Raw genomic sequence first — 14,523 nt, forward strand, 5'->3', positions numbered from 1 at the left:
AATGGCAGAAGCGAGTGAATCTGAGCGATACGGTATGTGAGACGGCTGACAGGGACGGAAGCGGACATGGCAGCGGACAGGGCCGGCGGCCCGACGGACGGCCTTACCGGACGGCAGGCGGCGTTCGACGTTGCGGACGCCGTCGTGCTGCTGCTCGACGCTCACGGCAGGATCGAGAGCTGGCCCGTGGCGGCCGAACGACTGCTCGGACACTTCGCCGTCGACGCCGTCGGCCACCCCGTCGGCGAGCTGCTCGCCCCCGACGACGCGGCGCGGCTACCCGGCCTCGCCGCGGAGTGCCAGGCACGGGGCGGCTGGTCCGGGCTGGTGTCGGCGCGGCGCACCGGCGGCCACCGCATCGCCGTCCAGGTGCAGGTGGCGCCGGTGACCGACGGCTCCGGGCGCGGGCACTGGCTGGTCCTGGCGGCCGACGTGCCACCGGTGCCGGGCTGGGAGATGAGCCGGCCGGTGCTGGAGCGGATCGTGGCGGAGTCGCCGGTGGGCATGGCCATCGTGGACACCGATCTGCGCTACGTCTGGTCCAATACGGCGCTGGAGCAGTTCGGCGGCGCGCCCGCGCTCAAGCGCATCGGGCGGCGGCTGGGCGAGATCCAGCCCGGCCTGGACGCGGAGGCGCTGGAGGCGCAGATGCGGCGCGTACTGCGCAGCGGCATCCCCGTGACCGGCTATGAGCACAGCGGCCGCGTGGTGTCCGACCCCTACCACGAGCGCGCCCAGGCCATGTCCTTCGTCCGCCTGGACGACCCGGAAGGCCGGCCGCTGGGCGTGTGCTACACGGTCATCGACGTCACCGAGCGCTACCGCTCACGGCGGCAGATGGCCCTGCTGGACCGGGCCGGCGAGTACATCGGGCGCACGCTGGACGTCCTGCAGACCGCGCAGGACCTGGCGGACGTGGCGGTGCCGGAGCTGGCCGACCTCGTCGCCGTGGATCTGCTGGACTCCGTGGTCAGAGGGGAGGAACCGCTGCCCGGACCGCTCAGCGACGCGGACATGGTGCCGCTGCGCCGGGGCGGGCTGCGGTCGCTGCGCGACGGTGCACCCGGCGCCGCCCCCGAGACCGGCGGCCTGGTCAGCTACCACGCCTGGTCGCCGCCCGTCCGCTGTCTGGCCGGCGGCGGATCGTGGCGGTCGGAGCGGCTGGACCCGCTGGCTCCGCAGTGGGCGGCCGACCCCCCGGGCGGACGCCACCCGCACCGCATGGAACTGGGGCTGCACACCTCGATGGTGATCCCGATCCGCGCCCGCGGCATCACCATGGGCGTCGCCACCTTCTTCCGCAGCCAGGGCGACGAGTCCTTCACCGAGGACGATCTGCGGCTGGCCGAGGAGTTCGTCGCGCGGGCCGCGGTGTGCATGGACAACGCCCGCCGCTACACCCGGGAGCGCGAGGCGGCGCTCGCCCTCCAGCGCAGCCTGCTGCCGCAGAGCTCCCCCGAGCAGGACGCGGTACGCGTGGCCTCCGCCTACCGCCCGGCGAACGAGCTGGGCGACGTGGGCGGCGACTGGTTCGACGTCATCGCGCTCTCCGGGGCCCGGGTGGCACTGGTGGTCGGCGATGTGACGGGCCATGGCATCGACGCCGTCGCGACCATGGGCCGGCTGCGCACCGCCGTACAGACCCTCGCCGCCCTCGACCTTCGCCCCGAGGAGCTGCTGGCCCACCTCGACGACGTCGTCGGCCGGGTCGTGCGGGAGGAGAGGGACGACAGCCGGCCGGGGCCCGGGACCCGCGGCAGCAGTTGCCTGTACGCCGTCTACGACCCGGTCCGCCGCACCTGCACCATGGCCAGCGCAGGGCACCCCGCACCCGCCGTGGTCGCCCCCGACCGCACCGTCGGCTTCGTCGAACTGCCCGTGGGCCCGCGGCTGGGCGTCGGCGGTCTGCCCTTCGAATCGTTCGAACTGGCGGTGCCCGAGGGCAGCGTGCTCGCGCTGTACACCGACGGCCTGCTGTCCGGTTCCGCTTCCGGCCTCGGCGGGCACAGCGGCAAGGAGCGCCTGCAAAGCGCTCTCGCCGCACCGGGCCTGACGCTCGACGGGCTCTGCGCCCATGTCATCGACGGGCTGGTCTCCACACAGCCCCAGGACGACGTGGCGCTGCTGCTGGCCGAGACCCGTGCACTGGACGCGGACCGCTGCGCCTTCTGGGACCTGCCCGCCGACCCCGCGATCGTCGCCGAGGCCCGCGCCGACGCCGCCGGGCAGCTGGAGCTGTGGGGCCTTGAGGAGCTGGCCTTCACCACGGAACTGGTGGTCAGCGAGCTGGTCACCAACGCGATCCGCTACGCGACCGGCCCGATCCAGCTGCGGCTGATCCTGGGCCAGTCGCTGATCTGCGAGGTGTCCGACGGCAGCAGCACCTCGCCGTACCTGCGCCACCCCCGTACGACCGACGAGGGCGGCCGCGGACTCTTCCTGATCTCCCAGTTCACCGAGCGCTGGGGCACCCGCTACACCACCGGGGGCAAGGTCCTTTGGACGGAGCAGGCCCTCACCGCGGCCGCGTCCTGAGCCGCGGGCGCGCACGAGGCCGGTGCCGGGCGGAGGGCCGGCGGCTACCCACGGCGGGCCGCGCCGACACGCGGACTCGGTGCCGACCTGGATCTGCCCCTCAGTACCCGTGATCACCGGTCCCGTGCTGGGTTGGTGCCTTCTGGGCGACACGGCACGAGGCCGCGTTGTCCACCTGGTGCAGGAGTTCCCGGCGCGTCAATCCATCACCAGCGAAGGTAGTGAAGGCCCAGTCGGTCAATTTCTGTAGCGCGCGGGGAGCCACTCCTCGGCCGCGCGCATGCGCCGCGGTCCAGTAGCCGACCTCGGCGGACGAGGTGTCAGGGGCATCGATCTTGAGGACCACGTGGCCCAGTACTGGGACCGGATCGTCTTGACCTCAAGTCCGGTGCGTCGGCGGCTGCGGCGAGGCCTCGATACGGGCTCTGCCGGGCGCGCGGCATGAATGTGGGTGGTCCGCCGCGAGCCCGGACGAGGCCGATCCGGATCGCCGGCACTCGGGGACAGTGTGTCGCCGCATGGGTAGAGCGCGAGATGACGCGTGTGCGGCACTTGGAGGGCACGTGGTCTGGTGGAAGTATCGTCGTCGCCACCGCGCGCCGTTGCGCACGAACGGGTGACTCTGGTGACGTGGGTGGTTGTTCGCGGTTGCTCTCGTTGTTCGAGGATCCTTCGGTGTGGAGGCAGCGACCAGGGAACTTCGAGGCGACCGATCAGCGCGGCCCGGAAGAACTTGCGCCACTGACATCCGGCATTACCTCGCATCGATGCACGAGCGCCCCACCGTCCCGCTGTTCCGATACCGCGTACGCGGTGTCGTCCCGCTCGGAGGAGACAACCGTGGCATCTCACTTCCCGCACCACCGGCTCCAGGATGTTGACGCTCACCAGCGCGCCGGGATCGGTCCTGTCGCGCCGTCGGCGGACCTCATCCCAGCAGCGCGGACCGTCCACCCCGCCGTTTCCGCTCACGAACTCGACCTGCAGGTGGGCTGGTACAGGTGGTCATGGCACCTGGACCGAGAGATCCGCCGACGGATCGCGTCCGGCATCGATTCCGCGGAGGCGCGAGAGCCCATACCCTGGCTCAGCGCGTTCACAGCCACCTCGGCGCGGGCCTCCTGCGGCTCGGTGGACACGAGCGATCCACTGCGTCGTGGCATCGCCGAGCTGTGGCCACGCACCGTCGCGTTCCGATCGACCGCCTGGGCGGATCAGTTCGCCGAGGCCCTGGCGAACCAGTACCGGGCCCTGGTCCTGCAATGCCGCGATGCCGCGGCGGGGGAGTTCCCCGACCCGATCGAGTACCTGCGGCGACAGCGAGCGGCCGGCGGCGGCGAAGTAGCCGCCCGCCTGGTCGAGCACGCCCTGGGGATCGACGTTTCGGCGGACCCGGCCTTCGACGAGCCGGTCGAATCGCTGACCGAGGCGTTCGCCGACGTGCTGGGACTGCGCCAGGCATTGAGCCGCGGCGCCCCGCTCCCACTCCGTCCCTCCCCCCGCCACGCCGAGCTCCTCACTCGCGTACTCGACTCCCGCCTTCAGTACTTCGCCCACATCGCCGAGACGCCACCGCGCGCCCCACACGGCACCGAGGGACCACGGCGAGGCTGTGAAGGCTTCCACCGCTACGCCGAGGGCTTGCGGGTGTTTCTGGACGCCGACACCCGATGGCGTGGCCGGCACGAACCGCCCGCACCCGCCCCGCGCGCCCAGGGCCTGTCCGTCCGTCCCCTGGGGCCCACGGCCTTCGGCACGTTCACCGTGCCCGAGTTCCTCATGCCGTACCCCGAGCGGGAAAACCCCCACCTGGATGCGACGGCCGAGCACACCAGGGCATGGGCGCGACGGATGGGCCTGTTCACCGATGGGCTCGCCCCGGGGGCACCGCCGGCCTGGAGCGAGTCCCGATATGACGCGATCAACTTCCCTCTGTTCACTGCCATGACCCATCCCCAGGCATCGAGGGACGAACTCGACCTCATCACGGACTGGTACGTGTGGGGTTTCCACTTCGACGACCTCATAGCCAAGACCTTCAAGCACGGCCACGACCTCGACGGCGCGTACCGCCTGATCGACCGCGTCACCTCCCTGTTCGCCTCCCCGACCAGGGACTTCCACCCCTATAACTGCGTGGAACGAGGACTGGCGGACCTCTTCCCCCGCAGTGCCCGAGCCCTTGCCCAGCCCCTACGCGACCGGTTCTACCAAGCCACGCTCGACATGGTGAACAGCTGGACGTGGGAACTGGCGAACGCCGAACACCAACGGATCCCCGACCCGATCGAGTACATCGACACACGTCGTAGGACGGGAGGCGGGGCATTCTTCGTCACCCTGGCCCGCTACGCCGGAGGCGACGCCGTGCCCGCCTCGCTCCTGGACACGGAGCACCTGCGAGGCATCGCCGACGCGGTCATCGACAGCGCGTTGCTGCGCAACGACATCTTCTCCTACCACCAGGAGATCGCCTACGAAGGCGAACTCACCAACAGCCTGGTCATCGCCCAACACACCTTCGGATACGACCTCCAGACCGCCGTGGAGCACATCAACGAACTCGTCTCGCAACGACTGCGCACCTTCGCTTCCCTCGCCGAGCGACTTCCCGTCACCCTCGACGCCCTCGACGCCACCGAGGCCACCCGCGAGGGCGTCAGCGCCTACGTCGACGCCCTCAAGGCATTCATGGCGGGCGACCTGGGGTGGTCGCTGCGCACCGCCCGCCACGCCGACGCCGGAACGCCGGTGGCACAACGCGGGCACAACCACCCTCGACTGGTAGGAGCGTCATGACCAAGGCCCACGCTCCCGACCGGGAACGCGCCCACATGGGTGCGGGCGACGCGTTCGACGACGGCGACGTGCACGCCTACTACACCGGGAAGACGGCCGACATCGTGCGCAAGTACGGCCCCGGGCCCCGGATCCACTTCCATCTGGGACTCTTCGACCTGCACCAGCAACCGCACGTTCCCGTCATCCGTAACCTCGCCTGACATGTCGGCGTATCGGACATGGTCACCACGCTCCACACCGACATCCACGTCCTCGACACCCCACCGCTCCACGATGCGGCAGTGGCCCTGGAGAGCAGCGGCTACATGGACCGCGACCGACTCTTCCGGGCCGTCGCGGCCTCCCTGCGCCCCGAAGGCTGGTTCGGGATCGAGGAACACTTCCTGGTCGACGCCTCGTGGGGTCCCTTCATCGACGACTACTACAAGACGCACCTGGGCACGGTCTCCGAATACACCCGCGCCGCGGAGGCCGCCGGCTTCGTCCTGGAACACGACGAGGACCTCACCGACCGTGTGGCGGAGTTCTGGGTACAGAGCATGGCCTGGTCGACGATGGAACTCGACGACCCCGGACCGCACACACCACGCGAACGCCTCACCAGCTCGGCCCTCGCCCACGGCAAGTTCTTCCGCGCATGGCGAGCCCACGCGGTGGAGACCCGACTGCTGTTGTTCCGCCTCCGCACCGTCAGAACGCGTGGATAGGCCTTCCCGATTGCGGCCTGTGTGGTTCTCAGTGGGCCTGGATCGCCCGGAGCATGTTCAGGCGTGCGGCCCTGTGGGCCGGCCAGATGGCTGCCAGGATGCCGATCAGCAGCGCCAGTGCGAGGAAGAGCCCGAGCTTGGGCCAGGGCAGGGCCGTTTGGTACAGCGGCATCGCGGACGTCGTCATGCCGCCTGCCGCCCAGGCGAGGAAGATGCCCGTGCCGATGCCGAGCAGCGCGCCGAAGAGGGAGATGACGACTGATTCGAGCCGGACCATCTGCTTGATGCCGACGCGGTCGAGGCCGACGGCCCGCAGCATCCCGATCTCCCGGGTGCGTTCGAAGACGGACATGGCGAGGGTGTTGACGACGCCGAGGGCGGCGATGACGACGGCCATGGCGAGCAGTCCGTACATCATGTTGAGGACGGTGGTGAGGGATCCGCTGTCCGCTGTGATGAGCTGTTCCTGGTTCTGGACCTTCAGCAGGGGGCTGTTGCCGAGGGCCTTGCGGATCTGCGGCTCCAGTCCCGCGGCCTTGCCGGGTTCGGCCTTGACCAGGACGTCGTCGAGCGTGTGGGTGTCGGTGGAGGGGAGGACGTCGGCCACGGTGCCCAACACGTCGTATACGGCGCGGGTCTTGGCGTAGATGCCGACCACCGCCAGCTTCTTCCTGGTCCTGTCGCCCTGGCCGGTGCTCATGTCGGCGTCGATCATGTCGCCGACCTGCAGCCCGGCCTGCTGCGCGAACGTGTCGGAGACGGCGACCTTGCCGGGGCCGACGGCGTGTAGTGACCCGGCCTGGAATGTCAGCTCCGCCGTCTTGCCGAACGCCTTCGGGTCGGTGCCCGTGATCGTGGCGAAGGCGCCCCGGGATTCGAGGCTCGACGAGGCGACGGGGGCGGCCGCGGCGACCCCGGGGAGCTTGGCGATCTTGTCGGACGCGGCCGTGTCGAGGCCGTGGAGGGAGCTGTTGGAGACCTTGTAGTCGGCGGCCAGGCCCTGGGTCGCCTCTTGGTCCATGGCCCGCTGGGTGGAGTACCCGCCGACGGTGAGGCCGGTGATCAGGGTGAGGCCGATCATCAGGGCCGAGGCGGTGGCGGCGGTGCGCCGCGGATTGCGCAGGGCGTTCTCCTTGGCGAGCTTGCCGCTGACGCCGAAGAGTCGGGTGGTGAGCTTCCCGGCCAGGGTGATCAGTGGCCGGGAGAGCAGCGGGGCCAGGACGATCATGCCGAGGAGGGTGAGGGCGGAGCCGAGCATGGCGATCATCAGGTTCGACTCCTTGCTGGCCTTCAGCGTGGAGACGTACAGCATGACCGCCACACCGAGTCCGGTCAGGAGGGTGCCGAGGACGGTGCGGACCTTCAGGGAGCGGGCGGGCGGTGCCAGGCCGGCGCTGCTGAGCACCGCGACCGGCGCGATCTTGGCGGCCTTGCGGGACGGTAGCCAGGCGGCCAGGACGGTGACCACGACGCCGACCGCCAGCGATGCCAGCGGGGCCGTGGGCGAGATGACCAGGGGGCCGTCGGGCAGTTCGGATCCCGTGGTGTTGAGCAGGGGGCGCAGGGCGGTGGCGATGCCCAGGCCGAGGGCGAAGCCGGCGGCGGAGGCGGCGAGTCCGACGAGGGCGGCCTCGATGAGGACGGAGCGGACGACCTGGCGGCGGGAGGCGCCCACCGCGCGCAGCAGTGCGATCTCGCGGCTGCGCTGGGCGATGAGCATGGTGAAGGTGTTGGCGATGAGGAACACGCCGACGAACAGGGCGATGCCCGCGAAGGCCAGCAGCGTCTTGGTCAGCCGGGTGGTGTTCTCGGCGATCCGCTTCGACTGCTGGGCGGCCAGGTCGGCGCCGCTGGTGGCCATGGCGCCTTTCTCGGGGAGCAGGGTCTGCACCTGGGCGGTCAGTGCGCGCTCGTCGGTGCCGGGCCGTGCGGCGACGGCGATCTCGTGGAAGTGGCCGGGGGTGTGGAACAGCTTCTGCGCGGTGGTGGTGTCGAAGAGCGTGAGGGTGCCGCCGGCGGTGATGCGCGGGTCGTCGGTGGTGACGATGCCGACCAGCTTCTTGGTCAGCGCGGGTCCGTCGGTGGCGAAGCGGACGGTGTCGCCGATCCGGTAGCCGGCCGTCCGCGCGGTCTTCGCGTCCAGGGCCAGCTCGCCGCCGGCGGCCGGGGCACGGCCTTCCTTCAGCGGGAAGTGACTGTCCTTGCCGTCCTTGCCCGGCAGGTAGTTGGTGGCCAGGTTCTGCCAGCTGCTGTCGGCGTTGACGGGGCGGCCGTCTTTGCCGGCCAGGGTGGCCTGGCCGTTGACTGTGGCGCGTATCGAGGCGGCGCCGGGCAGCGCGCGGATCTTGTTCGCGAGCCTGGTGTCCAGCATGGTCGGCCGGTCGCCGCTGGGGTTCGTCGGGCCGACGGCGGCGGGGTCGGCCTCGGACGCCTGCTCGTCCCGGACGGAGACGGCGACGTCCTTGAGGCTCTGGGCGGACGCGTTGCGGAAGGCGCTCGCGGTGGTGTCGCCGAAGACGAGGGTGCCGGAGACGAAGGCGACGCCGAGCAGGATCGCGAGCGCGGTCATGATCAATCGGGCTTTGTGCGCAAGGACGTTGCGCAGGGCGGTACGCAGCATGGTGGTGTCAGTCCTGAAGGTACGCGGCGGGAGACCGGGGTACGCGGTGGTGGGTTGCGTGAGAGCGGATGCGTGAGAGTGGTTGCGCGGGCGCGGGTGTCAGCTCGTACGGCCCTTGGCATCGAAGTGCCGCATCCGGTCGAGGACGTCTTCGGCGGTGGGGGTGGGCAGTTCGTCGGTGATGCGTCCGTCGGCGAGGAAGATGACGCGGTCGGCGTAGGAGGCGGCCATCGGGTCGTGGGTGACCATCACCACCGTCTGCCCCAACTCCCTTACGGAGTCCCGGAGAAAGCCCAGGACTTCCGAGCCGGAGCGGGAGTCGAGGTTGCCGGTCGGCTCGTCCGCGAAGATGATCTCCGGTCGGCTCGCCAGTGCGCGGGCCACGGCGACCCGCTGCTGCTGGCCTCCGGACAGCTGCGAGGGACGGTGCCGGAGCCGACCGGCCAGGCCGACGGTCTGTACGACCAGGTCCAGCCACTGCTGGTCGGGTTTGCGGCCGGCGATGTCCATCGGCAGCGTGATGTTCTCGAGGGCGGTCAGCGTGGGCAGCAGGTTGAACGCCTGGAAGATGAAGCCGATCTTGTCCCGGCGGAGCCTGGTGAGCTGTCGGTCGTTCAGACGGGAGAGCTCGGTGTCACCGATCCGGGCGGAGCCACCGGAGATGGTGTCGAGCCCCGCCATGCAGTGCATCAGGGTCGACTTGCCGGAGCCGGACGGACCCATGATGGCGGTGAACCGGCCGCGCCCGAAGTCCACGCAGACCGAGTCCAGGGCCACGACGCGGGTCTCGCCCTCGCCGTAGACCCTGCTCAGTCCGGTGGCGCGCGCGGCGGCCTCGGCGGGGGCCGGGGCCTGGGGGGTCGTGGGGTGGATTGCTGCCTGCGACATGGGGACTCCGGGGACTGATGGAAGGGGTTCTCGACTCGCTTCCATCGTGGTCGCGCAGGTGGTCCGATCCGTCGCCCTCAGGTCGTGGATCGGCGGCCTGCCCAACGGCAGAGCCCTCGGCCGGTCCTATGTCCCGAGGAACAGAGCGCCTCTGCCCAAAGGAAGACTCCGCGGTCCGGGCGCGCCCACTCGTCAGCTCACCAGGCCCGTCTGGTGCGCGAGCAGTGCGGCCTGTACCCGGCTGTCCGAGCCCGTCTTCTCCAGGATGGATCGGACGTGGGTCTTGACCGTTCCGACCCCGATGCCCAGCCGCTTGCCGATCTCCAGATTGGACAGCCCTTCCCCCAGCATGGCCAGCACCTCGCGCTCCCGGGCCGTCAGGCCGGCCAGCCGCTGGTCCGGTGCGGCGGACCCGCCACCGGCTGCGCCACCGCTCAGCATCCTCTGGATGACGGTCCCGGTGACACCGGGGGAGAGGACCGCGTCCCCGGCGGCCGCCGCCCGTACCGCCCTGATCAACTCTTCCGGCCCCTCGTCCTTGAGCAGGAAGCCGGTGGCCCCGGCCACCAGGGCCCGCAGGACGTTCTCCTCGTCACCGAAGGTGGTGAGCATGACGACCTGTGGCACGGGGTCGAGCATGAGGAGCCGGTCGATGGCGGCGAGCCCGTCGAGGACCGGCATGCGGATGTCGAGCAGTACGACATCGGGCCGGTGCTCGGCGGTGAGCCGCAGGGCCTCGGCCCCGTTGGCGGCCTCGCCCACCACCTCGATGCCCTCGGCGTGCCGGAGGATCAGGTGGACGCCGTGCCGGATCATCTGCTCGTCGTCGGCGAGCAACACCCGGATCGCGGAGCCGGCGGTGGCATCCGCGGTGTCGGCCCGGTCAGTCATGTGCGCGACTCCCACGTGGCGGTTGCGGTTCGGTGACTACAGGCACGGTGAAACGGTCGATCGAGATCACGACGTCGGAGCGGAAACAGTAACGGACGATCTGAAGCCGCCCGCCTTTGGCCGTGTCGTCCACCCACGGGTACATGCAGTCCGTGGCGGACCGAGGGCGCCGCGGCTCCCGACCGGCGGCGGCCGCACGCGTCACGTCGTAGTCGGAGATCCCCACGCGTCGCAGCTGCTCCCACGTCATCCCCACCCGGGGCTCGAAGGGGTGGTAAGCGGGGGTGGGCTTCGCCTTGTCCACCAAGACGACCCCGAACAGCATCATCGCCCCCACACCCACCAGGCCCAGCAGCCCGGTGGCCGTGCTCGTCAGGCCCCGCTGAAAGTGCCCCAGCCGCCGGCTCGGCTTGGGCTGGTCGCCGGTGCCCGACGGCCCTTCCTCTGCTGGAGCCGCGTCCGCAGCCCGCGCCCCGGGAGCCGAGCCCGCGGTGTCCGCCGGGTCGGCGGGGATACCGGCCGTCACGCTGAATCCGCCGCCCGGTCTCCCGCCCGCCTCGAAGGTGCCGCCGAGCAGGGCCACCCGCTCCCGCAGACCGGTCAGCCCGCGCCCGGAGCCGAGTCCGGTGGAGGCGGCGGGCGGCACGGGCGGAGCGCCGTTGCGCACCTGGATCTCCACCCGCTGCCCGGTGTGGGTGACGGCGACGGTCACCTGGGCCCCGGTCGCGTACCGGTGGACGTTGGTGAGCGTCTCGCGCACCACGCGGTGCGCCGCCCGCCGCACGCGGGCCGGCCGCGCATCCAGATCGTCCCCCTCCCAGGAGAACTCGACGGGGATGCCGCCGCTGCGTGACTCCGCCACCAGCGCCTCGATGTCCGCGCGGGTGCCGGTCGCGTCGGTCAGCGCGTCGGTTCCGGTGTCCCGCCCCAGCGGGCCCAACACCCCCAGCGCCTCGCGCAGTTCCCGCATCGCATCGCGGGTGGCGCAGCGCACCAGCGCCGCCTCCTCCCGCAACTCGGGGGACTGCGCCCGCAGGGCCATCTCCAGGCCACCCGCGTGCAGCGAGATCAGACTGAGCCGGTGCCCGACCAGGTCGTGCATCTCCGCCGCGATACGCGAGCGCTCATGCATCCGCGCCACACTGTCGGCCAGCCGCCGTGCCTCCTCGGCGGCGGCCGTACGCTCCCGCAACGCCCGCACCAGCCGATCCTGCTGCCCACCCGCGGTGCCTACCAAGCCCGGCACCAGGACCGTGGTCGCAGCCAGCACCGCACCCAGCACCAGCCCGTACGGCCTGCCGCCCAGCCCGGTGACGGGCGCCGACGCGAAGCAGACCAGCGGGGCCAGTGCAAGGCCCGCGAGCAGCAGGGTGGCACGCCGCCGCCGCGCCTCGGTCTGCCGGGCCGCGGTGTAGGCGGCCACCGCGGTCAGCAGCCCCGTGGCAGGGAACAGGCCCATCAGCGCGGACAGCCCCAGCACACTCCCCGCCGGAAACCGGCGCCGCACCAGCACCAGCCCGGTTCCGGCGAGCGCCAGCACCACCATGACCCCGCCGTCGAGCGTCATGCCGAGCATCGACGGGACACCCCGGTACCAGTCCAGCGCCACGTAGGCGAGCAGCACCAACAGCCCGGCGAGGACCGCCTCCCCCGCCGCCCGCCGCAACCGCGGCCCCTCCTCTCCGGGCCCGGCGAAGGGGCCCCGGGCGGCCGGACGGGGCGCGGAGGCTGGCGGAGCACTGGACGACATACCGCCGATTATGGGTCCCACCTGGGCCGCCCCCCTGCGACCTACGGACGACGCTCCCTCTACCGGAAGGCAGAGGCACGGCCGGCGGCCCCGCCCGGCCCACCAGGTGTCTGCGGTGGTGAAGTGGCGCTGGCAGGTCCCAGGCAACGGGCATCGCCGACCGTCAACGGGCCGTGCTGCAAGGGCAGATCGCCTCAGCTCGCCGGCATCGACGCGCAGGAGTTCTCCGTACGTCGCGCTGCGGTCGGATGAGTCCGGCGGCAGCCGGCATCTGCCAACCCCGCGCATCCCGTGCCTCGTTCTCTTCTCCGATGGCAGTGACATGTGCGAGCCGTGAGGTATATCGTTCCGGCCACCGTCACCCACGGTGCAGCTATGGCCAATGCTTGATGGCCGGCCGTAGCGCCCAGGGTTGGTGCCTTACCCCCCTCACGCTTTGTCGGCGTGCGCCGAAGTCGGCTGTGCACGCCGCAGGAAGGCATGCCCATGTCCCGAATACGGTCCCGGAAACGGGTTCCCAGATCTGCCGCTCTGACCGCCATGGCAGGCGCGGGCGTCTGCCTGGCAGCCGTCGTGGTGCCGTCCGCGTTCGCGGGTGGCTCCCCTCAGGCCGGCAGCCCCGCACCGGCGGGCACCTGCACGATCCGCCCTGCGGAGAAGAACTCCGAGGCACCGCTGAGCTGTCTCGGCGTCACGGCTTCCCTCGACCACCTCCCCGCCGTCGGCGAGCAGGCCACCCTCACCGTGGACGTCAAGGCGCAGACCGACGTCAAGCGCGCCGGACTGTCCCTCCAACTGCCGCCCGCACTCCGGATATCCGACGGCGCAGGCGCCGGCCTCGCCGCGCCCACCACGGACACCTTCGGCCAGCGCACCAGCCGCACGCTTGCCCTCACCCCCGGCACCCGGACGGTCAAGCTCAAGGTCAAGGCGGTCGCCGCCGGGCCCGCCCAGATCCAGGCGGACATCAGCGACATCGACCACCCCGACCCGCGCCGCGCCGGACACGACTCGGTCGAGCTCACCGTCGGCAAGACCAACGGCTCCTCCGACAAGGGCATGTCGGTCACCAAGGCCCGCCCGGCCCCGGTCCACCATCCCGCGCCCGGCACTCGCAAGGCACGCCCGGTCGCTCCCAAGGCGCCCGCCCCCGCCCCGGCCGCCTCCGGCCCGGCCGCCCCGCGCGCCGCCGGCCCGGCCAGGGCTGACGGTCAGATCTGCATCAGCGGCACCTACCGCAACCGTTTCCAGTCCTCCGAGGGCGGCAGCTGGAACGGCAAGGCCAACCGGGACGAGCCGGTCCACAACGCCAACGTCACCCTGTGGGGCCGGCCCACCGCCAACAGCGGTACGCAGAAGCTCGCCACGGGGATGACCGGCAACAACAACGGCAGCTTCAACCTCTGCTACACCCCCACCACCTCCGTCACCTCCAAGGTCTGGGTGGAGTTTCAGACCCGAGCGGGCCAGTCGTGGTCCGTGGTCGACGGCAACGGCCGCCCCTACACCACCGCCACCTACTCGCAGGACAACGTCTCGGGCAGCACCAGCCTGGGCAACGTGTACGCCAATGACGGGCAGAGTCGTGCCTGGCACGCCCTCGACACCCTCAACAAGCTCTGGTGGAACCGCGGTTCCACCAACAACTGCTGGTCCGGAAGCCAGCAGGACGGCCACTGCACGCCGATCACCGTCCAGTGGTACCCCGGCTCCACCGACGGCACCTACTGGACCGTCAACGAGGACAAGATCCACCTCGCGGACAACGACCCCGACGCCGAGCACACCGTCGTCCACGAGGCGGGCCACGCTCTCATGGGCAAGCTCTACAAGGGCTGGTGGCCGAACGTGAGCAACTGCTCGCCCCACTACGTCAGCCGCACCTCCTCCACCAGCTGCGGCTGGACCGAGGGCTTCGCCAACGCGGTGGCGTTCCACACGTTCAACGACACCACCTACTACTGGGGCAACGGCAGCTCCCAGAACCTCGCCAACGACCGCTCCACGACCGGCATCGACCCGGGCGACGCCTGCGAGGCCCGCGTCGCCACCGCGCTGGTCGACCTGTGGTCCCAGGTCGACGGCGGCTGGCTGAAGAGCAACACCATGATGACCAAGACCAGGCAGTCCAGCTTCCGCGAGTACTTCGTCACCGACCGGCCCGACTACGGCCTGGACAGCGGTTCGACGGCCCGGAACATCCTCTACAACCACACCATCCAGTACTGATACCGACTGCTGTCAGCGGGACAGCGCCATGGACCGGGCCGACCGTCGGCCCGGTCCATGCGCGTAAGGGTGTACCGGCCAGGCGGCGGCAGGACGAGACC

The 14,523-nt window shown here is 71.0% G+C and carries 9 protein-coding genes and 1 pseudogene; 5 read left to right on the plus strand and 5 right to left on the minus strand.

Annotation, left to right across the window (positions count from 1 at the left end; translation table 11 throughout):
* Positions 1-66: 66 nt before the first annotated feature.
* Complete coding sequence (locus WAB15_RS36565; RefSeq protein ID WP_407288927.1) at positions 67-2,535, plus strand: SpoIIE family protein phosphatase; 2,469 nt, start codon at positions 67-69, stop codon at positions 2,533-2,535.
* A gap of 139 nt (positions 2,536-2,674) precedes the next feature.
* Here WAB15_RS36565 and WAB15_RS36570 read toward each other — a convergent pair.
* Positions 2,675-2,887, minus strand: a pseudogene (locus WAB15_RS36570) (GNAT family N-acetyltransferase); the annotation flags it as partial.
* Between the two features lie 488 nt (positions 2,888-3,375).
* Here WAB15_RS36570 and WAB15_RS36575 point away from each other — a divergent pair.
* From WAB15_RS36575 to WAB15_RS36585, 3 genes are read left to right on the plus strand one after another with little or no spacing between them, the layout of a single operon-like run.
* Positions 3,376-5,334 (plus strand): terpene synthase family protein, encoded by a 1,959-nt coding sequence (locus WAB15_RS36575; RefSeq protein WP_407288928.1) that lies wholly within the window; start codon positions 3,376-3,378, stop codon positions 5,332-5,334.
* Positions 5,331-5,537: a hypothetical protein gene (locus WAB15_RS36580; protein WP_407288929.1), complete on the plus strand. Its 207-nt coding sequence runs from the start codon at positions 5,331-5,333 to the stop codon at positions 5,535-5,537. The genes WAB15_RS36575 and WAB15_RS36580 overlap by 4 nt, the downstream gene beginning before the upstream one ends.
* An 18-nt stretch (positions 5,538-5,555) precedes the next feature.
* Positions 5,556-6,044, plus strand: coding sequence for a hypothetical protein (locus WAB15_RS36585; RefSeq protein ID WP_407288930.1), 489 nt, complete (start codon positions 5,556-5,558; stop codon positions 6,042-6,044).
* A 28-nt stretch (positions 6,045-6,072) separates the two neighbouring features.
* Here WAB15_RS36585 and WAB15_RS36590 read toward each other — a convergent pair whose 3' ends face one another.
* From WAB15_RS36590 to WAB15_RS36605, 4 genes are all read right to left on the minus strand, one after another.
* Positions 6,073-8,664, minus strand: a complete 2,592-nt coding sequence (locus WAB15_RS36590) for an ABC transporter permease (RefSeq protein ID WP_407288931.1) — start codon at positions 8,662-8,664, stop codon at positions 6,073-6,075.
* Between the two features lie 99 nt (positions 8,665-8,763).
* Entirely contained in the window at positions 8,764-9,552 is a 789-nt protein-coding gene (locus WAB15_RS36595) for an ABC transporter ATP-binding protein (RefSeq protein ID WP_407288932.1), read from the minus strand.
* A 192-nt stretch (positions 9,553-9,744) separates the two neighbouring features.
* Positions 9,745-10,443: a response regulator gene (locus WAB15_RS36600; protein WP_407288933.1), complete on the minus strand. Its 699-nt coding sequence runs from the start codon at positions 10,441-10,443 to the stop codon at positions 9,745-9,747.
* Positions 10,436-12,193, minus strand: coding sequence for a sensor histidine kinase (locus WAB15_RS36605; protein ID WP_407288934.1), 1,758 nt, complete (start codon positions 12,191-12,193; stop codon positions 10,436-10,438). Before WAB15_RS36605 ends, WAB15_RS36600 begins: the two co-directional genes overlap by 8 nt.
* A gap of 540 nt (positions 12,194-12,733) precedes the next feature.
* Here WAB15_RS36605 and WAB15_RS36610 point away from each other — a divergent pair.
* A complete protein-coding gene (locus WAB15_RS36610; RefSeq protein ID WP_407288935.1) occupies positions 12,734-14,422 on the plus strand; it encodes a mycolysin in 1,689 nt (562 codons plus the stop codon).
* Positions 14,423-14,523 lie beyond the last annotated feature (101 nt).

Source organism: Streptomyces sirii, assembly GCF_045690365.1.
In the GTDB taxonomy this organism is placed as follows: Bacteria; Actinomycetota; Actinomycetes; order Streptomycetales; family Streptomycetaceae; genus Streptomyces; species Streptomyces sirii.